Origin of the sequence: Bradyrhizobium sp. CCGUVB1N3 (assembly GCF_024199925.1) — a bacterium.
Classification (GTDB): domain Bacteria; phylum Pseudomonadota; class Alphaproteobacteria; order Rhizobiales; family Xanthobacteraceae; genus Bradyrhizobium.
Map to the genome: position 1 here is coordinate 2,688,628 of NZ_JANADR010000001.1, position 22,044 is coordinate 2,710,671.

Genomic DNA, 22,044 nt, shown 5'->3' on the forward strand with positions numbered 1-22,044 from the left:
GATCATTTGCCTCTGAACTTGGCCGGCCGCTTCTCGAGGAAGGCGCCGACGCCTTCACGGAAATCCTCGGTGTCACCTGCACGCAGCTGGCACTGGAATTCGAGATTGAGCTGTTCCTCGAAGGAATTTTCCGGGCTGTCCCAATAGAGCTTGCGGATCAGCGACAGCGCAACGGTCGGCCCGTTGGCAAGCTCATGCGCGAGCTTCATCGCCTCCTCCATCAGCGCGCCATCGTCGTAGACGCGGTTGACGAGGCCCCATTCCAGCGCCTTTTCCGCCGGCAGCCGCTCGCCCATCAGCGACAGCTCGATCGAGCGCGCCTTGCCGACGAGGCGCGGCAGCAGCCAGGTGGAGCCGCAATCGGGCACGAGGCCGATGCGGCGGAAGGCTTGCAGGAAATAGGCCGAGCGTGCGCACAGGATCATGTCGCCGAGCAGCGCGAAGCTCATGCCGGCGCCGGCAGCCGGCCCGTTGACCGCGGTGACGATCGGACAGTGCAGATTGCGGATGCGGCGCAGGAACGGGTGAAAACCGGTCTCGAGCGTCAGGCCGGCCTTGGTCTTCTTCGACTGATTGTTGCGGCCCTGCAAATTGGCGCCGGTGCAGAACGCGCGCCCCGCGCCGGTCAGCACCACGCAGCGGACCTCGCCCTTCCGCTCCTCGATCTCGTCGAGCGCCTCGGCGAGCCCGCTCAGCATGTCCATGGAGACGGCGTTCATGACCTCCTGGTGATCGAGCTTGAGAATCGCGACCGGCCCGTCGACATCGAGCGTGACGTGTTTGAACTGCATGGTTTCCTCGTCCCGTTGCGGCCCGCGATGTTCCGCAGACCGGAATTGCTTTTCGTCGGGGCGCATATTTGATTTTTGCCGGCGGCTTGTCCATGGTGATCGGGACATAGTGGACAATCTTGTGCACACAGGCTGATGTGCGTCATGCCAAGAACACGTGCCAAGAACACATGCCAAGAACAGCGGGGAAACGCCCATGACCATTTTCGATCTCACCGGCCGCGTCGCCGTGATCACCGGCGGTAATGGCGGTATCGGGCTCGGCATCGCGCAGGCGCTCGCCGCGCAAGGCTGCAACGTCTCGATCTGGGGCCGCAACGCCGAGAAGAACAAGGCTGCCGCCGCGAGCATGGCCGGCTCGCCCGGCAAGGTCGATGCCCGCGTCTGCGACGTCACCGATCCTGCGTCGGTCAATGCGGCGATGAAGGCGACGCTCGACACGTTCGGCCGGGTCGACGGCTGCTTTGCCAATGCCGGCATCGGCGGCGGCGGCCGGCGTTCCTTCGTCGAGCGCACCGAGGAGGAATGGCGCACGATGTTTTCGACCAATCTGGACGGCGTGTTCCACGCCTTCCAGGCCGCCGCCAGGCACATGACCGAGCGTGCCAATGCCGGCGATCCCTTCGGCCGGCTGGTTGCGACCTCGAGCCTCGCCTCGATCTTCGGCACCGCGCGCAACGAGCATTACGCGGCGACCAAGGCCGCGATCAACGCGCTGGTGCGCGCGCTCGGCGTCGAGCTGGCGCGCTACGGCGTCACCGCGAATGCGATCCTGCCGGGCTGGATCAGGAGCGACATGACCTCGGGCCTGATGGCCAACGACAAATTCGTCGCCAACGTCATGCCGCGGATTCCGCAGCGGCGCTTCGGCGAGCCATCCGATTTCGGCGGCATCGCGGTGTACCTGATGAGCAAGGCGTCGTCCTATCACACCGCGGATACGTTCGTGATCGACGGCGGCTATACCGCGTTTTGAGGAGTCTTGTAGGGTGGGCAAAGGCGCGCAGCGCCGTGCCCACCTCGGCTGGAAGTGGTGGGCACGCTTCGCTTTGCCCACCCTACGATTTCTGAGTGATAACAATCGGGGAGAAAGAAAGCATGTTCTCGCACGTGATGATCGGCACCAACGATCTGGACAAGGCCAAGGCGTTCTACGACAAGCTGCTGGCGACACTCGAGGTGCGGCCTGCGCGGGTCGACGGCCATCGCATCTTCTACATCACCAGGACCGGCGTGTTCTCGGTGAGCAAGCCGATCAACGGCGAGCCTGCGACGCACGCCAATGGCAGCACCATCGGCTTTGCCTGCAATTCGCCCGAACAGGTCGAGGCCTGGCACGCGGCCGGCATCGCGGCCGGCGGGAAGACTTGCGAGAATCCTCCCGGCATTCGTGAGGGCTCGGCGGGCAAGGCCTACCTTGCGTATCTGCGCGATCCCGACGGCAACAAGATCTGCGCCATGCACCGGATGGTCTGAGCTCGCCACACAGGACATGTCATTCCCCGCGAAAGCGGGGAATCCAGTACGCCGCGGCCTCTCGTTGGACTCAACTGACGTCACGGAGTCCTGGATCGCCCGATCACGTCGGGCGATGACGTCGGGGATTACGACGGCATAGCGTTTCAAACGCTGTTTGATCTGCACCGATTCAAAAACCACGCTCGCGCTTTCGGTTCGCCCCGTCTATTGTCGCGCCAACTGCGGCTCACCCAATCGGGAGGAACAAGAATGAAACACGCCTATGTGCCCCGCACCACCAACTACACGCTCAATCCCGGCGACGAGCTCAATGACCTCAGAATGTCGGACCAGGTCCGGCCGCTCTACGATCATGTGAAGAAATTCATTCGCGAAACGGTCGAGCCGATGACGGTGGAGTTCGTCAAGCACGGCGAGAAGAAGGACGACCGCTGGAGCTTTACGCCGGGTCAGCTCGAGGTGCTGGAGAAGGCCAAGAACAAGGCCAAGGAGGAAGGCCTGTGGAACTTCTTCCTGCCCGATGACGAGACCGGCAAAGGCCTGACGAACCTCGACTATGCGTATATCGCCGTCGAGCTCGGCAAGAGCCCGCTCGCCTCGGAGACCATGAACTGCTCGGCGCCCGACACCGGCAACATGGAGGTGCTGGAGCGCGTCGGCACCAAGGCGCAAAAAGAGAAGTGGCTGAAGCCGCTGTTGAACGGCGAGATCCGCTCGGCCTACGCCATGACCGAGCCGAATGTCGCTTCATCCGATGCCAAGAACATCTCGACCACCGCAAAGCTCGTCGGCGACGAATGGGTGATCAACGGCGAGAAGTATTACATCTCGGGTCTCGGCGATCCCCGCTGCAAGATCATGATCGTGATGGTCAAGACCAATCCCGATGCGTCGCCGAGCAAGCAGCAGTCGCAGATCCTGGTGCCGAAGGACACGCCCGGCGTCGAAATCCTGGGCCCCATGCACGTGTTCGGCCAGGACCACGCGCCGCGCGGTCACATGCATATGCGCTTCAACAATGTCCGCGTGCCCAGAGACAACATCCTGCTCGGCGAAGGCCGCGGCTTCGAGATCTCGCAGCTCCGCCTCGGACCCGGGCGCATCCATCACTGCATGCGCACCATCGGCAAGGCCGAGAAGGCACTCGACATGATGGTGCAGCGTGGGCTGACCCGCGAAGCCTTCGGCAAGAAGATCGCCCATCTCGGCGGCAATTTGCAAATCATCGCGCAGGCGCGCTGCGAGATCGAGGCGATGCGGCTGATGGTGCTGAAGGCGGCAAAGGCCATGGACGTGCTCGGCAACAAGGAGGCGCGCGTCTGGGTCTCCATGGTCAAGGCCATGGTGCCGGAGCGCGCCTGCACCATCATCGACCAGGCGATCCAGCTGCACGGCGCCACCGGCATCTCGCAGTGGACGCCGCTGGCCGAGATGTACCAGGACGTCCGCCATCTGCGCTTTGCCGACGGCCCGGACGAGGTGCACTGGATGGTGGTCGGACGGCATGAGCTGAGCATGCCGTAAAGGTACGGCTGTCGTAGGGTGGGCAAAGCAAAGCGTGCCCACCTCTTCTGTCGCAATCAAGATGGTGGGCACGGCGCTGTGCGCCTTTGCCCACCCTACAATTCGTGGAGGAGCTTACGACGCAGCCACCGCCTGAAGCTTGTCCTGCGTCTTGGTCTCGAAATCCGATGCGTCGTGACGCTCGTGCAGTTGGCTCGCTGGATCGCCGGAGACACGGTTGACCATGCGGCCGCGCTTGACGGCCGTGCGCTTGGCGATCTGATCGGTCCAGCGCTGCACGTTCTTGTAGTCCTGCACCGACAGGAATTCGCCGGCGCCATAGACCAGCCCCTTGGCGAGCGCGCCGTACCAGGGCCACACTGCGATATCGGCGATCGTGTACTCACTGCCCGCGAGGTACTCGCTCTCCGCAAGCCGCCGGTCGAGCACGTCGAGCTGGCGCTTGGTTTCCATCGCGAAGCGGTCGATGGCGTATTCGATCTTGGTCGGTGCGTAGGCATAGAAGTGGCCGAAGCCGCCGCCGAGATAGGGCGCGCTGCCCATCTGCCAGAACAGCCAGGACATCGCCTCGGTGCGCGTCTTGATATCCTTCGGCAGGAAGGCGCCGAATTTTTCGGCGAGGTAGACCAGGATCGAGCCGGACTCGAACACGCGGATCGGCTCGGGGCCGGAGCGGTCCAGCAACGCAGGGATCTTCGAGTTCGGATTGATGGCGACAAAGCCGCTGCCGAACTGGTCGCCCTTGCCGATATTGATCAGCCAGGCGTCGTATTCGGCACCCTTGTGGCCGAGCGCCAGCAGCTCCTCCAGCATCACGGTCACCTTCACGCCGTTCGGGGTCGCCAGCGAATAGAGCTGGAGCGGATGCCGGCCGACCGGAAGCTCCTTGTCATGCGTGGGCCCTGCGATCGGGCGGTTGATGCTGGCAAATTGTCCGCCATTGGCTTTATTCCAGGTCCAGACTTTGGGCGGCTCGTAGGCGGGTGCGTCGGTCATGAAAAAGGGCTCCAGCGCGAAAGGCGCGTGGGCTGTTAGCTAGCGATAGCGGCGAGATTGGCAAGAGCGCCGGGTTGCATTGGCAGATGGGCGCCCTCCCCGTTTCGTCATGGCCGGGCCGCCCCGTCCGTCTGGCGCCTGCACGCAAGAAGCCCAGGGCGAACCGCCTTTGCATGGCGGCGAGGCTGGGCTAGCGTTTCGCCAAAGCAAGAGCAACGAAGCCGGTCGCCGGGGAGAGACAGATGAAATCGCCGATCTGCGACATGCTGGGAATCGAGTTCCCCCTGTTCGCCTTCAGCCATTGCCGTGACGTCGTTGCCGCCGTGAGCCGCGCCGGCGGCTTCGGCGTGCTGGGCGCCACCGTGCACACGCCTGATACCCTCGAGCGCGAGCTGAAATGGATCGACGATCACGTCGACGGCAAGCCCTATGGCGTCGACGTGCTGATCCCCGAGAACATCTCGACCGCGGGCGAGAAGGACGTCACCTGGAAGAGCCTGGAGGCACGGGTGCCGCAGGCGCATCGCGACTACACGCGCAACCTCCTGAAGAAGTACGACATCGAGCTGACCAGCACCTCCGTCGCCGACAACCAGCCGCAGCCGTTCGACGCCAAGACGGCGCTGGAGCTCTTGGAGGTCTCCTTCCGTCATCCGATCCGGCTGATCGCCAATGCGCTGGGCGTGCCGCCGAAATCGATGATCGAGATGGGCAAGGCGCACGGCGTGCCGGTGGCCGCACTCGTCGGCGCCAAGGAGCACGCGCTGCGCCATGTCGCCGCCGGTGTCGACATCCTGGTCGCACAGGGCACCGAGGCCGGCGGCCATTGCGGCGAGGTCTCGACCATGGTGCTGGTGCCGGAGGTGATCAAAGCTGTGAAGCCGATCCGCGACGTGCCGGTGCTGGCGGCCGGCGGCATCATGACGGGTCGGCAGATGGCCGCCTGCATGGCAATGGGCGCCGCCGGGGCGTGGACCGGCTCGGTGTGGCTCGCGACGGTCGAGTCGGAGACCACGGAGATTTTTCGCGAGAAGATGATCGCAGCGTCCTCGCGCGACGCCGTGCGCTCGAAGGGCCGCACCGGCAAGCCGGCGCGGCAGCTCCGCTCGGTCTGGACCGATGCCTGGGACCGCGCACCGGACAGCCCCGGCGCGCTGCCGATGCCGCTGCAAAGCATCGTCAGCCGCGACGCCTTCAACTCGATCGACCGCGCGGCCGCCGCCGGCAATGCGCGGGCGCGCGACCTCGTCAGCTACTTCGTCGGCCAGGGCGTTGGTCTCATCGACAGCGTGAAGTCGGCAGGTGCGGTGGTGCAGGAGTTCAAGGAAGAGTTCGCCGAAGCCGTCGAGCACATGAATGCGCTGGTGGCGGAGTGATTTGCTCGTCCACGTTGGCGACAAACACTACCGCCCTCATGGTGAGGAGGCGCGGAGCGCCGTCTCGAACCATGAAGGCCCCATCTCGCCCGCAGCCCATCCTTCGAGACGCCTGCTTCGCAGGCTCCTCAGGATGAGGTCTTAATTTGTTGAGAGAACGAAGAACAAGAAATGACCAGCCTCCCCCCTGACCGCATTCCCGTCATCGTCGGCGTCGGCGAGATCGTCGACCGGCCCGAGGAGATCACCGAGGGCCTCGAGCCGCTCGATCTTCTCGAGCGGGCGCTGCGGCGCGCCGAAGAAGATGCCGGTGCAAAGCTGCTCGGCGAGGTTCAATCGCTCGACGTCGTCAACTTCCTGAGCTGGCGCTATCGCGATCCCGAAAAGCTGCTGGCGCAGCGGCTCGGCATCCAGCCTTCGCATTGCTATTACGGCCCGGTCGGCGGCGAGAGCCCGATCCGCTATCTGCATGAGGCGGCGCAGCGCATCGCGCGCGGCGAATGCAGCGTCGCCGCCGTCTGCGGCGCGGAGGCGCAATCGACCGCGACCAAGGCGGAGCGCGCCGGCGCCAAGCTGCCGTGGACGCCATTTGCACATGACGTCGAGGAGCCGAAGCGCGGCGCAGCGTTCCAGAAGCCGCTTGCCGTGAAGCTGGGCGTATTCCGCCCCGTCACGGTCTATCCCTTCTACGAGGCCGCATCCTCGGCGCATTGGGGCCAGAGCCCGCGCGAGGCGATGGCGGAGTCAGGCACGCTGTGGTCACGCTATTCGGACACCGCCGCGCAAAATCCCAACGCCTGGTTGAAACGGCGCTTTGCGCCGGAGGAGATCACGACACCGACCGCGGACAACCGCCTGATCGCCTGGCCCTACACGAAATTGATGGTCGCCAACCCCATGGTCAACATGGGCGGCGCGCTGCTGCTCACCAGCCTTGCCAAGGCGCGCGAAGCCGGCATTGCCGAAGATCGGCTGGTCTATCCGCTCGGCGGCGCATCGGCCGAGGAGCCGCGCGACTATCTCTTGCGCGACCAGTTTTATGAGAGCCATCCGCAGAATGCGGTGCTGAAGGCGGTGATGGACCTCGCCGGCGGCGACGGCAAGCAGTTCGACGCAATCGAGCTCTACAGCTGCTTTCCTTGCGTGCCGAAGATGGCGCGCCGGACGCTGGGCCTGGGGCCCGACGTGCAGCCGACCGTAACCGGCGGCCTCACCTTCTTCGGCGCGCCGCTCAACACCTATATGACGCATGCGGCCTGCGCGATGGTGCGCAAGTTGCGCGATGGCGCGAAACTCGGCCTGCTCTACGGTCAGGGCGGCTTCGTCACCAAGCACCACGGGCTCGTGCTCTCGAAAACACCGCCACGCACGGCGCTGGCGCAGGACACGAGCGTTCAGCTTGATGCCGACCACAACAAGCGCGCGGTGCCGGAGTTCGTGACCGAGGCCTCGGGCCCGGGCAAGGTCGAGAGCTTTACCGTGATCTACGGCCGCAATGGCGACATCGAGCACGGCGTCGTCATGCTGAGCACGGAAGATGACCGGCGCACGCTGGCGCGCATTCCAGCGGGTGACGGCACGACGCTGGCACACCTGCTCGACATGAATCGCACGCCCGTCGACTCGCTCGGCGTCATCACAATGGCCGCCGATGGCGTGCCGGAGTGGCGGGTCGGGTAGATCTTGTAGGGTGGGCAAAGGCGCGTCAGCGCCGTGCCCACCATTGATTCCGCGATTGTCGTGACAATGGTGGGCACGCTTCGCTTTGCCCACCCTACTGTCTACGTCGATGTCGGAAGATCACGCCGCGCGAACGTTGGTCAGGAACTTGCTGACCTCGGTCTTCAGCCGGTTCGAATCGTTGGACAGCATCTGCGCTGCCGACAGCACCTGCGAGGAGGCCGTGCCGGTCTCGGTCGCGCCACGCTGCACGTCTGTGATGTTGGAGGAGACCTGCTGGGTGCCCTGTGCCGCCTGCTGCACGTTGCGGGCGATCTCCTGGGTCGCGGCGCCCTGCTCCTCGACGGCTGCTGCAATGGCCGAGGAGATCTCGGAGAGGCGCTCGATGGTCGAGGAGATTTCCTTGATCGCGCCGACGGAGTCGTTGGTGGCGGCCTGGATGCCGGTGATCTGCTGGCCGATCTCGCCGGTCGCCTTGGCGGTCTGCTCGGCGAGCGCCTTCACTTCGGAGGCCACCACCGCGAAGCCGCGGCCGGCTTCGCCGGCGCGTGCCGCCTCGATGGTCGCGTTCAGCGCCAAAAGGTTGGTTTGGCCAGCGATGGTGTTGATCAGCTCGACGACGTCGCCGATGCGGGAGGCGGCCTTGGAGAGCTCGCTGACGCGTTCGCTGGTGGTGCGGGCCTGGCCGACGGCGTCGCCCGCCATCCGCGCCGATTCCTGGACCTGGCGGCTGATCTCGCCGACCGATGAGGCCATCTCCTCGGTGGCCGAGGCCACCGACTGCACGTTGGTGGAGGCTTCTTCCGAAGCGGCGGCGACCGTGGTCGCCATCTGCTGCGAGCGATCGGCGCTCGCCGTCAGCGTCGAGGCGGAGGCTTCGAGCTGAGTGGAGGCAGACGAAACCGTCTGCACAATCTCGCCGATCATGGATTCGAATTCGCGGGTGATGTTGTCGACGCGGCGGCCGCGCTCGATCTTCACCTCCGCATCGCGCGCGGCGGCTTCGTCGGCCGCCTTCTTGGCGACCAACGCCTCCTTGAACACCTGGAGCACGTCGGCCATGGCGCCGATCTCGGTCCTCTCGCCCCGGTGCGGCACTTCGGCGGTCAGGTCGCCCTTGCCGAGCGCCTGCATCGGCTCGACGATGGAATTGATGCCGCTGGAGACATCGCGGATCATGTAGAAGCTGAGGCCGATGCCGATGACGAGGGCGGAGCCGAGAATGACGGAGACCAGCATGAAGGCGAAGGCGTAGCTGTCAGCGGCATCCTGGGCGGCCTGGTTGCCGCCTTTGGTGTTGAGCTCGATATCCTTTTTCAGCACCTCGTCCGATTGCACGCCGATCTTGCCAACGACCTTGCTGTTCAAATCACGCGCTTCGTGCGAGATCTTGCCGACATCCTTGCGCGACAGCGCCATGACATCGTCCGTACCCTTCTTGTAGTCGTTCCACAGCTTGGACCATTCGGCGTACAGCGCACGCTCCTCCGGCGAGGTGATCATCGGCTCGTATTCCTTGCGGGACTTGGCCAGCGCGTCGATCACCTCCCCTGCCGTCTTTTCTGCCGCAAGCTTTTCCTCCGTCGTCTCGGCCAACAGATGAGCGCGTACCACAGTGCGATAAGTGAGGACGTTGGCGCGGAGCTCGCCGAGCACCCGAACGCTCGGCATCCAGCTCGTAGCGATATCGAGGGTGTTGGCGTTGATCGCCCGCATTTTCATGACGGCAAGCACACCCATGCCGGTCATCGCGGCCAGGAGGAAGGCTACGACGCCGATGATCTTGGCACGAATGGAAATTTTCGCGAGCATTGCTGGGTCTCTTGTCTTGGATCGCGGCTTTGGGCCACGACCGCGCGTCATGAAATGGCTGCAGCCAAATGGAGTGCGGCCGACATCCAACAACAAACGACCTGAGCAGATGTTAACTACGACTCCGTACGAGTACGGAAACCGAAAGAAATAAACAGAGGACTAAAACAGCCCTGCGCTCAGCGCATGAGCCCAAGCGCGTCGGAGAAAAACTCCGGCCCGCCGAAATTGCCTGATTTAAGGGCAAGCAGCATGCCGCCTTCCTTGGCACCAACCGCGCGCAACACCGGGACTCCCGCAGCGATCTCCGCGCCGACGAGGAAGCCCGGAATCTTCAGGCGGTCGACGACGGCGCCCGACGTCTCGCCGCCGGCAACGACAAGGCGCCGAACGCCCGACTGCACCAGCCCTTCGGCGATATCGGCCATGGCCTGCTCGATCGCGTGACCGGCCGCATCGCGGCCGTAACGCGCCTGCACCGCACCGACTGCCTCCGGCGTGGCGCTCGAGGCGATCAGCACCGGACCATCAGCGAGCCGGGGCTTCGCCCAGGCGAGCGCCCGCTGCGCTTCGCTTCCACCTGCGACAATTTGCTCGGGATCGAGATGCAACACCGGCATGACACGCTCGGCATTCGCGATCTGCTGAAGGGTCGCCTGCGAGCAGCTACCGGCGAGACACGCCGCCGGTCCGCCGACCGGCGCGCTCGCCTCGGCGGCTGCGACAATCGGACTCACCCTCCCCGTGGAGACGAGCGCCCGCGCCAGCCCGAGGCCGATGCCGGAGGCGCCGACCGACAGCCGATGGCCGGCTGCGACGAGGCCGATGGTCTCGAGATCGCGGTCGAACACGGCGTCGATGATCGCGGCGCCCGTGCCCTTGGCCGAGAGCTCAGCGAGTTGCGCACGCACGGCATCCGTGCCGCGCGTCACGCTTGCGAGATTGACGAGACCGACCTTGGTCCTGCTCTGTCGCGCCAGCACCCGCACCAGGTTGGAATCGTGCATCGGGTTGAGCGGATGGTCCTTCAGCGGGCTCTCGTTGAGCGGAGCAGCGCCGACGAAGAGATTGCCCTGGTAGACGGTGCGGCCGGTCTCGGGGAAAGCCGGCGTCACCAGCACGATCGCCCCATCGCAGTCGTCGCGCAGCGCGTCCATCACCGGGCCGATATTGCCGGCGTCGGTAGAATCGAAGGTCGAGCAGATCTTGAACAGCACGTGGCTCGCACCGCGGCCGCGCAGCCATTTGTCCGCCGCGCGCGAGCGCGTCACCGCAAGTCCCGCCTCGATCGAGCGGCTCTTCAGGGATACCACGACGGCGTCGACCTCGGGCAGCGCCAGGTCGTCGGGCGGCACGCCGATGGTCTGTACGGTGCGCAGGCCCGCGCGCGTCAGCGTGTTGGCGAGATCGGACGCGCCGGTATAGTCGTCGGCGATGCAGCCAAGAGAAATTTTCGCTGCCAGCGTCACGGCTTCACTCCAGCATAAGGCTTGAACCAGGCGAGACCATCGGTGGTCTTGCCGCGCGGATTGTATTCGCAGCCGACGAAGCCGGCATAGCCAAGCCGGTCGAGCTCGGCGAACAGGAAGGGATAGTTCAGCTCTTCGCTATCAGGCTCGTTGCGCGACGGGATGCTGGCGATCTGGATATGGCCGATGATCGGCATCATCTCGCGCAGGCGCATCGTGACGTCGCCGTGGATGATCTGGCAGTGATAGATGTCGAACTGGAGCTTGAGGTTCGGGATCCTCAGCTCCTCGACCACGTCGCGCGCGAAGCCGAAGTCGTTGAGGAAGTAGCCGGGAACGTTGCGCGAATTGATCGGCTCGATCACGATGTCGATGCCATGCGGCGCGAAGAATTCGGCCGCCCACGTCACCGACTTGTAGAACGCCTCGATCGCGAGGCGATCGCCGCGGTTGGCCATGCCGGCCATCAGGTGGAGACGCTTGACGCCGGTCGCCCTGGCGTAAGGCAGCGCCGTCTCGAGACCCTGCTTGAGATCGCCGAAGCGGGACGGGAGCGCCGCAAAGCCCTTCTCGCCGGCGTCCCAGTTGCCAGGCGGCAGGTTGAACAGCGCCTGCGTGAACCCGTTGCGCTTGAGCCGCTCGCCGACCGCTTCGGCCGGGTGATCATAGGGAAACAGGAATTCGACGGCGGTGAAGCCGGCCTGTGCTGCGGCATCGAAGCGGTCGAGGAACGGCACCTCGGTGAACATCATCGTGAGGTTGGCGGCAAAACGGGGCATGGGAATCCTCTTATTTATCGCCTGGCAGCTTTACGCCGGTGACCTGCGCATACATCCGCGCCACCGACGCATCGTCGTCGCGCCCCATGCCGGCGGCAGCCGTCATCAGGAACATCTGGAGCGCCGCAGCCGAGACCGGCACCGGGAATCTTGCCGAGCGCGCCATGTCCTGAATGATGCCGAGGTCCTTCACGAAAATCTCGACCGCGCTGCGCGGGGTGTAGTCGCCGTCGAGCACGTGCGGCATGCGGTTCTCGAACATCCAGGAATTGCCGGCAGAGGCCGTGATCACCTCGTACACTTTCCGGATGTCGAGGCCCTGCTTGGCGGCAAAGGCGATCGCCTCGCTAGCGGCCGCGATGTGCACGCCGGCCAGGAGCTGGTTGATCATCTTGAAGGCGGCGCCCTGGCCCGCGGCATCGCCGAGCTCGTAGAGCTTTGCCGCCATGGCATCGAGCGCGGGGCGCGCCTTGGCAAAAGCGGCCGGACTGCCGGAGGCGAGGATCGTCAGCTCGCCTTGCGCGGCGCGCTGCGCGCCGCCGGAGATCGGCGCATCCAGGTAGTGCCGGCCGGTCGCCTCGAGCTGTTTTGCGAGGCGCCGGGCGACGTCGGGATCCATGGTGGCGGAGGAGATGAAGACGCTATCCTTCGGCATGGTCTCGGCGGCGCCGTTTTGGCCGAACAAGATCGCCTCGGTCTGCGCGGCGTTGACGACGACGCTGACGACGACATCCGCCTCCCTCGCCGCCTCCGCCGGCGTCTTCGCGCCCGCGCCGCCGTCCTTGACGAAGCGCGCGACGGCGTCGGCCGAGACGTCGCAACCGGTGACGGCAAATCCCGCCCGCTTCAGCGATGTGGCCATGCCAAAGCCCATCGAGCCGAGCCCGATGACGGCGATACGCGATTTTTGCGAGGCTGACGACATGCGATTGATCCCTTGGAACGTTCCTCAATGGCCGGTCTCAGCGGCCTCTTGAGACCGCATATCACGGCTTGGCCGCGCTGCCAAAGCATGAGACAACGAGGCCGTGAGGGCGCCCCTTTCATGAGCCATGACAGCAAACTTCGCGAGGATATCTGCCGCTTCGGCCGCTCGTTGTTCGAGCGCGGCCTGACGCCGGGCTCCTCAGGCAATATCAGCGTCAAGCTTCCCGACGGCGGCTGGCTGGTGACGCCGACCAACGCCTCGCTCGGCTTTCTCGACCCGGCCCGGCTGTCGCGGCTCGATCCCTCCGGCCGGCTCGTCTCGGGCGATGCGCCAACCAAGGAGGTTCCGCTGCACACCGCGCTCTACGAGACGCGGGGCGCGGCACGCGCGATCGTGCATTTGCACTCGACCCATTCGGTTGCGCTCTCGATGCTGCCCGAGATCGACCCGCGCGCGGCGCTGCCGCCGATGACGGCCTATTATTTGATGAAATGCGGCGCCACCGCGCTCGTGCCCTATTACCGCCCCGGCGATCCCGCGGTGGCGGATGCGATCAAGGGGCTCGCCGGGAAATATTCATCGGTGCTGCTCGCCAATCACGGCCCGGTCGTCGCCGGCGACACGCTGGAAGCCGCGGTGTTCGCGACGGAGGAGCTGGAGGAGACGGCAAAGCTGTACCTGCTGCTGCGCGGGCTCAACCCGCGCCACCTGTCGCCGGAGCAGGTGAAGGATCTGGTGAAGGTGTTCGGGCTGACGCTGCCGGAGCATGGGCACTAGCCACACCTACAGACGTCATCCTGAGGTGCGAGCCTTGCGATGCGCTTGCATCGCAAGGTGAAGCCTCGAAGGATGGGCCACAGGAGCTCGCGGCCCATCCTTCGAGGCGCGCAGGGGCGCGCACCTCAGGATGACGGCTGTGCTTGTGGAGACAGTCCAGAGATTACAGTAAGTACCTGTAGTGCGGGCAAAGCGACTTGTCCGCCGTAGCTCGTAGAGCGAAGGCGGAAGCGTGCCCACCGACCATGCGTCCACAAAAACGGTGGGCACGGCGCTTCGCGCCTTTGCCCACCCTACGGCATCCTCTTTCGGGCCTACAGCCCCAGATACGCCTTGCGCACGTCCGGGTTGCCCCTGATCTCCGCGGATGCCCCCTGCATCAGCACACGGCCGGTTTGCAGGATGTAGGCGCGGTCCGCGATCTCCAGGCATTCGGCCATGCGCTGCTCGACGATCAACACGGTCATGCCGGCGTCCCGGATGCGCTTGACCGCCTGAAAAATCTCGTCGACGAGTTTTGGCATGATGCCCTGCGAGGGCTCGTCCAGCATCAACAGCCGCGGCCGTGTCATCAGCGCGCGGCCGATCGCGAGCATCTGCTGCTCGCCGCCGCTTAGCGTCTCGGCGCGCTGCTCGAGGCGCTCGGACAGACGCGGGAACAGCTTGAACACGAGGTCGAGCGGCCCTTCGCGATCTGCTTCGCCGCGGTAGAGATAGCTGCCGAGGCGAAGATTGTCGCGCACCGACAGGCGCGGGAACAGGCGGCGATTCTCCGGCACATAGGCGATACCGGTGGCCGTGATGTGATGCTGCGCCATGCCGTCGAGGCGCTTGCCGTCGAACGTCACGGTGCCCGAGCGCGGGCGCTCTGCGCCGGCGATGGATTTGAGCAGCGTCGACTTGCCCGCGCCGTTGGCGCCGGCGACGCAGACGATCTCGCCCTTCTCGACATCGATCGACACGGAGGAGATCGCAACCAGCCCCTGATAGGCGGTCGTGACTTCACGCACCGACAGCATGACGATCTCCCAGATATGCGCTGATCACCTTGGGATCGCGAACGACCTCAGTGGGCTTGCCCTCGACCAGCACCTTGCCGAGGTCGAGCACGATGGCGCGGTCGACCAGGGGCATCACGATCTCCATGACGTGCTCGACCATCAGCACGGTGATGCCGGCATCCCGCACCTTGCGCACCAGCGCGACGCCGGTCTGCGCTTCCGTCGGCGTGAGGCCGGTGAGGACTTCGTCGAGCAGCAACAGTTTCGGTTCGGTCGCGAGCGCACGCGCGACTTCGAGGCGGCGCTTTTCGGCCGGAACGAGATCGCTTGCGAGCACATTTGCACGCGCGGCAAGGCCGGTAAATTCGAGTACCTCATGAGCCTTGCGGCGGGCCTCGCGCATCACGGTGTTGCGCACCAGCGCGCCGACGATGACGTTGTCAATGACCGTCATGGTCTCAAAGCTCTTGACCACCTGGAAGGTGCGCCCGACGCCGCGCTGGCAGCGCTCGGCCGCAGGCATGCGCGTGACATCCTCGCCGTCGAACCAGATCGAGCCTTGCGTCGGCGGCAGGACGCCGGCGATGAGATTGAACAGCGTCGACTTGCCGGCGCCGTTGGGTCCGATCAGCCCGACGATCTCGCCGCGGCCGACCGAGATCGAGACGTCGGAGTTGGCGACGAGGCCGCCGAAGCGCTGCCAGACGCCGCGGGTTTCGAGGAGCGCGCTCATCGTGCGGCTCCCTTGCGCGAGGAGAACAGGCTCACCAGTCCCCGTGGCAGCGCCAGCGAAATCAGGATGATCAGTGAGCCATAGACGATGAGGTCGACGCCGCGGCCGGAACCGCCGATATAGGAGCGCGTCAATTCCGTCAGGGGGATCAGGATGACCGCGCCGAGCGCGGGTCCCCAGAGAGTGCCGATCCCGCCCAGCACCGCCGGCAGCGCCATGAGCAGCGAGAACTGGAAGCCCATCACGCTTTCAGGATCGATATAGGAGACGAACTGCGCATAGAAGCTGCCGCCGACTGCGACCAGGAAGGCCGAGACGGCCGCGGCGCCCATCTTGGAATTGAACACGTCGACGCCCAGACTCTCGGCGGCCTGCGGATTGTCCTTCACCGCACGCCACCAAAAGCCCCATTTGGAATCTTCCAGCCACCAGGTGACGAACCAGGCGACACAGGCGAGCACGAGGGCGAAATAGAAGTACGGCAGCTTGCTTCGCGTGAACTGGAACTTCAGCCAGCTGTCGCCGCGCACGGGAATGTCGATGCCGAGCGCTGCGCCCGCCCAGTCCCAGTTCTGGATCAACAGCAGCGCGATCTCGGCGATCACGATCGTGGCAATGGCGAAATAGTGGCCGCCGAGCCGGAAACAGGGATAGCCGAGCGCCATCGCGATCAGCGCCGAGATCAGGCCGCCGGCGATCATCCCGAACCACGGCAGCACTCCGAACTTCATGAAGAGAAGCGAGGTTGTATAGGCACCCAACCCGAAATAAAGGGCGTGCCCCAGTGAAATCTGCCCGCAATAGCCGGAGAGGATATTCCAGCTCTGCGACAACGCTGCGTACATCAGCGTCAGGATCATGATGTTCTGGACGTAGACGTCCTTCACGAACAGCGGCACCAGTGCTGCGATCACCGCCAACACAGCGGCTATGATCAGGTCGCGGCGGCGCCGCGCGGAAAAATTCTTGTCCATCACATCGACCCGAACAGGCCGCGCGGCCGGATGAAGACCACGAGGAGATAGACGGCGTAGATGCCGACCGATTTCAGCGATGGCGGCAGCACCAGCGCGGTCGTTGCTTCGACCAAACCGACGACGATGCCGCCGGCGAAGGCGCCGAACACGCTACCGAAGCCGCCGAGGGCCACCGTAACATAGGCGATCAGCGCAAAGGACGCGCCGACGTCGGGATAGATATAGAAGAAGACCGCCATGATGGCGCCGGACAGACCGACCAGGGCCGCGCCGAGGCCCCAGCCGAGGGCGAACACGCGGTTCTTGTCGATGCCGACCAGCGCCACCGCGCCGGGGTCTTCACGAGTCGCCTCCAGCGCACGGCCGAAATCGGTGCGGTTGATGAAGAAATAGAGCCCGGCAAACGCCGCGATCGACACCAGGGCGCCAACGAGCTGTGGCTCCGGCAGGAAGATGCCGGCGACCGACACCGTCTTGCCGCCGAGCCAGGAGTGGGTGACGCTGCGATAGTCCGGCGTGAAGAAGAGCTGCGCCAATCCCCGCATCACGATCGCCAGGCCAAATGTCGCGAAGATCTGCACCATGCCGGCATTGGCCTTGGCGCGCATCGCAAAGCGCACGATCAAGAGATAGATCAGGGCCCCGAACACGAACAAGGCCGCGGCGACCAGCGGCGCCGCGAGCAAGGGGTCGATCGCGAAGAACGCGAACAGGAAGAAGGTCGCGTACATCGCGATCATCAGGAACTCGCCATGGGCAAAGTTCACAACGTCCATCAAGCCGAAGATCAGGGCGAGCCCGACAGCGATCAATCCATAGAGCAGCCCCATCAAGAGGCCGCTCGCAAGACTTTGGATAATGGTTTCGGCGGTCACTTGTGGAGCTCCCCTCTCAACGCATCACGCCAATGTCGTCCTGGCGAAAGCCAGGACCCATTACCACAAGTGCATCGATAGGACGGACAACAGCCAATCATCGCAAAACGCCTGCCTGGGGGTATGGGTCCCGGATCTGCGCTCCCTTCGCTGCGCTTGTCCGGGACGACGGTTGGAGATGGCGCGCGCCGCTTACTTCATCGGCCAGATGGGCTCGGCAACCGCGGCCTGCGCCGGCGAGATGGTGACGAACTTGCCGCCGACATATTGAAGAAGCACGGGATCGGCATCGTTGTTCTGGCCCATCTCGTCGAACTTGACGCGCTTCCAGGGCATGATGGTCTGCTCGCCCGGCATCTCGGTTGCCACCAGGGCGTCGCGGATCTTCTCGCCGTCGGTGGACTTGGCGCGGTTGATGGCGTCCGCCATGATGATCATGCTCATGAATTCCCGCGAGGTGTTGTCGTTGAGATCCTTGCCGGACTTCGCCTTGAACATGTCGTTGATCTTGCCGACCATCGGCCGCTTGGCGGCGAGATCGAGCGAGAAGCTGCCGCGGGTGATCACGCCCGCGACCTTGTCGCCGACCGCGTCATAGAACGCCTTCTCGGAGAAGCCGGCGGCCTGCGCCACGATGGCGTTCGGCTTGTAGCCGAGCTCACCCATGGTCTTGATCAGAAGGATGCCGTCGGTGGTGTAGCTCGAGGGCATGAGCACGTCGGCATTGGCGGCCTTCAGTTGCTGAACTTCGGCCGACAGCGACGGCGAATTGGCACGATACTTGATATCGGCGGCGACCTTGTAGCCGCGCTCGGCGGCGAGCTTGAGCTGCGCATTCGCCGAGTCGGTGCCGAAGATCGTGTCCTCGTGGAACAGGGCCACCGTCTCGATCTTGGTGCCCTTCTTCTTCAACGCATCGAGGAAATCGAACATCGCCGCCGAGAACATCTCGTCGTGCGGCGAGGCACGGAAATAGTATTTCAGGCCGCGGCGATGCAGGCTGGGCGAAGAATTGTCCGCCGACATAAACGGTATCTGGTAACGTTCGCAGGTCTGGCTGACGGTGACCGCGACAGCGCTCTGATAGGTGCCGAGCACGGCACAGACCTTTTCCTGCGTGATCAGGCGTTCGGCCTCGGCGCGGCCCTTCTGCGGATCGCCCTGGTGATCGGCGAAGACCAGGCGGATCTTGGCGCCGCCGAGGCCCGGCAGTCCTTCACCCTTGGCGAGCGGCAGGTCAAGATCGAGGTCCTTGTTGATGATGTCGACCGCAGTCTCGAATGCGCGCTGCGCATCGACGCCGATCTGCGCGTTGGCGCCCGACATGGGATAGGTCAGGCCGATCACGATCTCGGAGGTCTGCGCGCGCGCAGCAAGCGGCATGAGCGCAGCGGTGGCTGTGGCAGTGGCTCCGAGCAGAACATCACGGCGAGTGATCGTCATCAGCAAATTCCCCCTGTTACGGATTTCGGCTCATCGATGGAGCGATTGATGCATACGGTAAAGCCCGAAGAAGCAGCATACGCTGCCCATTAAATCACGGCCATGTCCCTGTTCTTCAGATCCGTGACCAGCATCAGCCCCGGCGAATGCGTGATCGCGAACGGCAGCCTGGCAGCGTTGATGACGGACTGCGGCGTGACGCCGCAGGCCCAGAACACCGGGATCTCATCATCGGCGACCGGCACGGGATCGCCGTAGTCGGGCTTCGTAATGTCCTTGATGCCGATCAGGTGCGGATGGCCGAGATGCACGGGCGCGCCGTGCACGGCCGGATAGCGCGAGGTGATCTGCACCGCGCGGATCGCATCCGCCGGCTTGAACGGACGCATCGACACCACCATGGGACCGGCGAACGGGCCGGCCTCGCCGCAGGCGATGTTGGTGCGGTACATCGGCACGCGCACATTGTGCTCGATGTGGCGGATCGGCATGCCCTCGTCGAGCAGCGCTTCTTCGAACGAGAACGAGCAGCCGAGCACGAAGGTCACGAGATCGTCGCGCCAGTGTTTGGTGATATCGGTCGGCTCTTCCATGACCTCCCCGTCGCGCCACACGCGATAGCGCGGCACGTCGCTGCGGATGTCGAGATCGGCACCGAGCGAAGGGATGTACGGACTGCCGACATCGGACATGCCGATGATCGGGCACGGTTTTGGATTGAGCTGGCAGAAGCGGTGAAAGGCGCTGGCGTAGTCCGCGGGCAGGATCGCCAGATTGCCCTGCACGAAGCCGGGAGCGACGCCGGCTGTCGAGCCGACCTGTCCGCCGCGGTAGGCGAGCCGGGCCTGACGGCTCGGAAGGGTCCCGGTTGTTTCAGTTTGCTGCGCTGCCACCAAAACAGTCATTTGATCGACCTGCCTATAATCTCGACAAGGACAGCCAACACCAGCCGTGATATAAAGTCTAATCTTCCTTTCTAATCAATATCGATAAATCTGATTTATCGATCGGGAAATTCCATCCAATGCTGGACTTCAGGTCGATCGAAACCTTCCTCTGGGTCGTGAAGCTTGGCAGCTTCCGGGGGGCCGCGGCGCGGCTCAATACCACCCAGCCGGCGATCTCCCAGCGCATCGCCCAGCTCGAACGCGAGATGGGCGTCAAGCTCCTCAACCGCGATCATCGCGTCGCATCGCCGACGCCGAGCGGCCGGCAGATGATGGTCTATGCGGAGAAGCTGATCGGCCTGCGCGCGGCGATGATGGCCGAGATCGGCAACGCATCCGCGATGCGCGGCGTGATGCGGCTCGGCGTCGCCGAGACCATCGTGCACACCTGGCTGCCGCGGCTCGTCAAGAGCGTGAACGAGATCTATCCGAACCTGTCGCTGGAGATCGAGGTCGACATCACGCCGAATTTGACCGCGCGCCTCTTGGCGCAGGAGATCGAGCTCGCTTTCGTGGTGGGACCGCTGTCGGCCTCCGGCGTGCACAACCGCTTGCTGGTCGATTATCCGATCGGCTTTCTCGCTAGCCCGTCTCTGGGCTTGGGCAATGGCCGCGTGACCCGGCAGGACCTCGCGCGGTTTCCGATCATCACCTTCCCGCGCAAGACCAAGCCCTACGAGGTCGTGCGCGAGGTGTTCGACCGGCCGGAGTTGCCGCCGATCCGGCTGCACGCGAGCGCGTCGCTTGCCACCGTCATCCACATGGCCGTCGAAGGGCTCGGCATCGCCGTGATTCCTTCGGCGATCGTCGAGAAAGAACTCGCCGATGGACGGTTGCAACTGCTCGATACCGACCTCAACATCACGCCGCTGACCTTCACGGCAAGCTGGCTCGCCTCGCCCGACGTCGTCGCCATCGAGCGCGTCGCCGAGCTGGCCCGCCAGATCGCGCAACAGAGCCTGCTGGTTGACGCGGAGATGGCGGCGCGTCATTGAAATTCGGCCGGACAACCTTCAACGTCATTCCGGGGCTCGCGAAGCGAGAACCCGGAATCTCGAGATTCTCAGGTGCGCAATTGCGCACCATAGCTCGGCTCTTCGAGCCGCCCCGGAATGACAGCGACAATGGAACGAACGCATGAGCCGAGCCGCTACCAATCTGCAGATCGATTCCGCCCGCCTCTGGGGCTCCATCCACGAGACCGCGCAATTCGGTGCGACAGCGAAGGGCGGCGTCCGGCGACTGACGCTGAGCGCCGAGGACAAGCAGGTGCGCGACTGGTTCCTCAAGGCCTGCGAGGATGCCGGCCTCGAGGTGCACGTCGACGCGCTCGGCTCGATGTTCGGATTGCGGAAAGGCCGCGACATGTCGAAGCCACCCGTTGGCATCGGCTCGCATCTCGATACCCAGCCGACCGGCGGCAAATATGACGGCATTCTGGGAACGCTCGGCGCGCTCGAGGTGATCCGCACGCTGAACGACGCCGGCATCGAGACCGAGGCCCCGATCTGCGTCGTCAACTGGACCAACGAGGAAGGCTCGCGCTTTGCCCCCGCGATGATGGCCTCCGCCGCCTATGTCGGCGATTTCACCACCGACGATATCCTGTCGCGCAAGGACGCCGAGGGCATCACGGTCGGCCAGGCGCTGGATACGATCGGCTATCGCGGCGACAAGCCCGTCGGCTTCCAGAAGCTCGGCTGCTTCGTCGAGCTGCATATCGAGCAGGGACCGATCCTGGAGGCCGAAGCCAAGACCATCGGCGTCGTCGATTCCGGCCAGGGCGTGTTGTGGTACGACGGCCATATCACCGGCTTCGAGAGCCATGCCGGCTCGACGCCGATGCCGCTGCGCCGCGATGCACTGGCGACGCTCTCGGAGATCGTGCTCGCGATGGAGGCCATCGCGAAAAAGCACGGGCCGAAAGCAGTCGGCACCATCGGCGAGGCCGTGATCGCAAATCCCTCGCGCAACGTCATCCCCGGCGAGATCGCCTTCACGGTGGATTGCCGCAGCGCGGATGCCGCGATCATGGACGCGCTCGATCGCGACCTGCGCGCCGCGATTGCCGAGATCGGCGCACGCCGCAAGGTCGAGGTGAAGCTTGATCTGGTCTGGCGCAAGGCGCCGACGCATTTCGACCCGAAGCTGATTGCGGCCGTCGAGAATGCCGCCAACGCGCTCGGCTATTCCAGCCGCCGCATCACCTCCGGCGCCGGTCACGACGCCTGCAACCTCAACACGGTCATGCCCGCGGCGATGGTGTTCGTGCCCTGCAAGGACGGCATCAGCCACAACGAGCTGGAGGACGCGACGCAAGGCGACTGCACCGCCGGCGCCAACGTGCTGATGCATACCGTGCTGGCGATTGCGGGCGTTGCGTCTTGAGGGACGGGCGCGGATAAATCCGCCGTCGTCCCGGGGCGCGCGAAGCGCGAGCCCGGGACCCATAACCAC

Annotated in this window: 20 protein-coding genes; 8 read left to right on the plus strand and 12 right to left on the minus strand. The window is 64.7% G+C overall.

The features are described from left to right. Positions 1–2: 2 nt before the first annotated feature. On the minus strand, positions 3–791 hold the full coding sequence (locus NLM33_RS12720; RefSeq protein WP_254096383.1) for an enoyl-CoA hydratase/isomerase: 789 nt from the start codon (positions 789–791) through the stop codon (positions 3–5). Between the two features lie 196 nt (positions 792–987). Between NLM33_RS12720 and NLM33_RS12725 the strand changes: the two genes are divergently transcribed. From NLM33_RS12725 to NLM33_RS12735, 3 genes are all read left to right on the plus strand, one after another. Beyond that, positions 988–1,767, plus strand: a complete 780-nt coding sequence (locus NLM33_RS12725; RefSeq protein ID WP_254096384.1) for an SDR family NAD(P)-dependent oxidoreductase — start codon at positions 988–990, stop codon at positions 1,765–1,767. Positions 1,768–1,889: 122 nt separating this feature from the next. Beyond that, positions 1,890–2,267: a VOC family protein gene (locus NLM33_RS12730; RefSeq protein WP_254096385.1), complete on the plus strand. Its 378-nt coding sequence runs from the start codon at positions 1,890–1,892 to the stop codon at positions 2,265–2,267. Positions 2,268–2,519: 252 nt separating this feature from the next. Then, the gene (locus tag NLM33_RS12735; protein ID WP_254096386.1) at positions 2,520–3,794 is read left to right on the plus strand and encodes an acyl-CoA dehydrogenase family protein; all 1,275 of its coding nucleotides are present in this window, start codon (positions 2,520–2,522) and stop codon (positions 3,792–3,794) included. A gap of 114 nt (positions 3,795–3,908) precedes the next feature. Here the strand turns inward: NLM33_RS12735 and yghU are convergent, their stop codons facing one another. Continuing rightward, complete coding sequence (gene yghU, locus NLM33_RS12740; RefSeq protein WP_254096387.1) at positions 3,909–4,790, minus strand: glutathione-dependent disulfide-bond oxidoreductase; 882 nt, start codon at positions 4,788–4,790, stop codon at positions 3,909–3,911. A gap of 242 nt (positions 4,791–5,032) precedes the next feature. Between yghU and NLM33_RS12745 the strand changes: the two genes are divergently transcribed. Next, complete coding sequence (locus NLM33_RS12745; protein ID WP_254096388.1) at positions 5,033–6,166, plus strand: nitronate monooxygenase; 1,134 nt, start codon at positions 5,033–5,035, stop codon at positions 6,164–6,166. A 171-nt stretch (positions 6,167–6,337) separates the two neighbouring features. Then, complete coding sequence (locus NLM33_RS12750) at positions 6,338–7,846, plus strand: acetyl-CoA acetyltransferase (RefSeq protein ID WP_254096389.1); 1,509 nt, start codon at positions 6,338–6,340, stop codon at positions 7,844–7,846. A gap of 120 nt (positions 7,847–7,966) precedes the next feature. Here the strand turns inward: NLM33_RS12750 and NLM33_RS12755 are convergent, their stop codons facing one another. From NLM33_RS12755 to ltnD, 4 genes are all read right to left on the minus strand, one after another. Beyond that, complete coding sequence (locus tag NLM33_RS12755) at positions 7,967–9,658, minus strand: methyl-accepting chemotaxis protein (RefSeq protein ID WP_254096390.1); 1,692 nt, start codon at positions 9,656–9,658, stop codon at positions 7,967–7,969. A gap of 179 nt (positions 9,659–9,837) precedes the next feature. Further along, entirely contained in the window at positions 9,838–11,127 is a 1,290-nt protein-coding gene (gene otnK / locus NLM33_RS12760) for a 3-oxo-tetronate kinase (RefSeq protein ID WP_254096391.1), read from the minus strand. Beyond that, positions 11,124–11,906 carry a 2-oxo-tetronate isomerase gene (otnI, locus tag NLM33_RS12765; RefSeq protein ID WP_254096392.1) on the minus strand — a complete coding sequence of 261 codons (783 nt, stop codon included), beginning with the start codon at positions 11,904–11,906 and terminating at the stop codon, positions 11,124–11,126. Before otnI ends, otnK begins: the two co-directional genes overlap by 4 nt. A 10-nt stretch (positions 11,907–11,916) precedes the next feature. Further along, the gene (gene ltnD / locus NLM33_RS12770) at positions 11,917–12,831 is read right to left on the minus strand and encodes an L-threonate dehydrogenase (protein ID WP_254096393.1); all 915 of its coding nucleotides are present in this window, start codon (positions 12,829–12,831) and stop codon (positions 11,917–11,919) included. Positions 12,832–12,951: 120 nt separating this feature from the next. Here ltnD and NLM33_RS12775 point away from each other — a divergent pair, with 120 nt between their 5' ends. Next, positions 12,952–13,611 (plus strand): aldolase, encoded by a 660-nt coding sequence (locus NLM33_RS12775; RefSeq protein WP_254096394.1) that lies wholly within the window; start codon positions 12,952–12,954, stop codon positions 13,609–13,611. 314 nt (positions 13,612–13,925) lie between these two features. Here NLM33_RS12775 and NLM33_RS12780 read toward each other — a convergent pair whose 3' ends face one another. From NLM33_RS12780 to NLM33_RS12805, 6 genes are all read right to left on the minus strand, one after another. Then, positions 13,926–14,630, minus strand: a complete 705-nt coding sequence (locus tag NLM33_RS12780; RefSeq protein WP_254096395.1) for an ABC transporter ATP-binding protein — start codon at positions 14,628–14,630, stop codon at positions 13,926–13,928. After that, positions 14,614–15,345 (minus strand): ABC transporter ATP-binding protein, encoded by a 732-nt coding sequence (locus NLM33_RS12785; RefSeq protein ID WP_254096396.1) that lies wholly within the window; start codon positions 15,343–15,345, stop codon positions 14,614–14,616. The genes NLM33_RS12780 and NLM33_RS12785 overlap by 17 nt, the downstream gene beginning before the upstream one ends. Then, positions 15,342–16,319, minus strand: coding sequence for a branched-chain amino acid ABC transporter permease (locus NLM33_RS12790; protein WP_254096397.1), 978 nt, complete (start codon positions 16,317–16,319; stop codon positions 15,342–15,344). Before NLM33_RS12790 ends, NLM33_RS12785 begins: the two co-directional genes overlap by 4 nt. Then, positions 16,319–17,197 (minus strand): branched-chain amino acid ABC transporter permease, encoded by an 879-nt coding sequence (locus NLM33_RS12795; RefSeq protein WP_256570525.1) that lies wholly within the window; start codon positions 17,195–17,197, stop codon positions 16,319–16,321. Before NLM33_RS12795 ends, NLM33_RS12790 begins: the two co-directional genes overlap by 1 nt. A 192-nt stretch (positions 17,198–17,389) precedes the next feature. Then, positions 17,390–18,640, minus strand: a complete 1,251-nt coding sequence (locus NLM33_RS12800; RefSeq protein ID WP_254096398.1) for an ABC transporter substrate-binding protein — start codon at positions 18,638–18,640, stop codon at positions 17,390–17,392. Positions 18,641–18,729: 89 nt separating this feature from the next. Next, positions 18,730–19,545, minus strand: coding sequence for a putative hydro-lyase (locus NLM33_RS12805; protein ID WP_254096399.1), 816 nt, complete (start codon positions 19,543–19,545; stop codon positions 18,730–18,732). Positions 19,546–19,664: 119 nt separating this feature from the next. On the opposite strand from NLM33_RS12805, the gene NLM33_RS12810 reads away from it, so the two are divergent. Then, positions 19,665–20,582 carry a LysR family transcriptional regulator gene (locus tag NLM33_RS12810; protein ID WP_254096401.1) on the plus strand — a complete coding sequence of 306 codons (918 nt, stop codon included), beginning with the start codon at positions 19,665–19,667 and terminating at the stop codon, positions 20,580–20,582. 142 nt (positions 20,583–20,724) lie between these two features. Next, the gene (locus NLM33_RS12815) at positions 20,725–21,975 is read left to right on the plus strand and encodes a Zn-dependent hydrolase (RefSeq protein ID WP_254096402.1); all 1,251 of its coding nucleotides are present in this window, start codon (positions 20,725–20,727) and stop codon (positions 21,973–21,975) included. Positions 21,976–22,044: the final 69 nt, after the last annotated feature.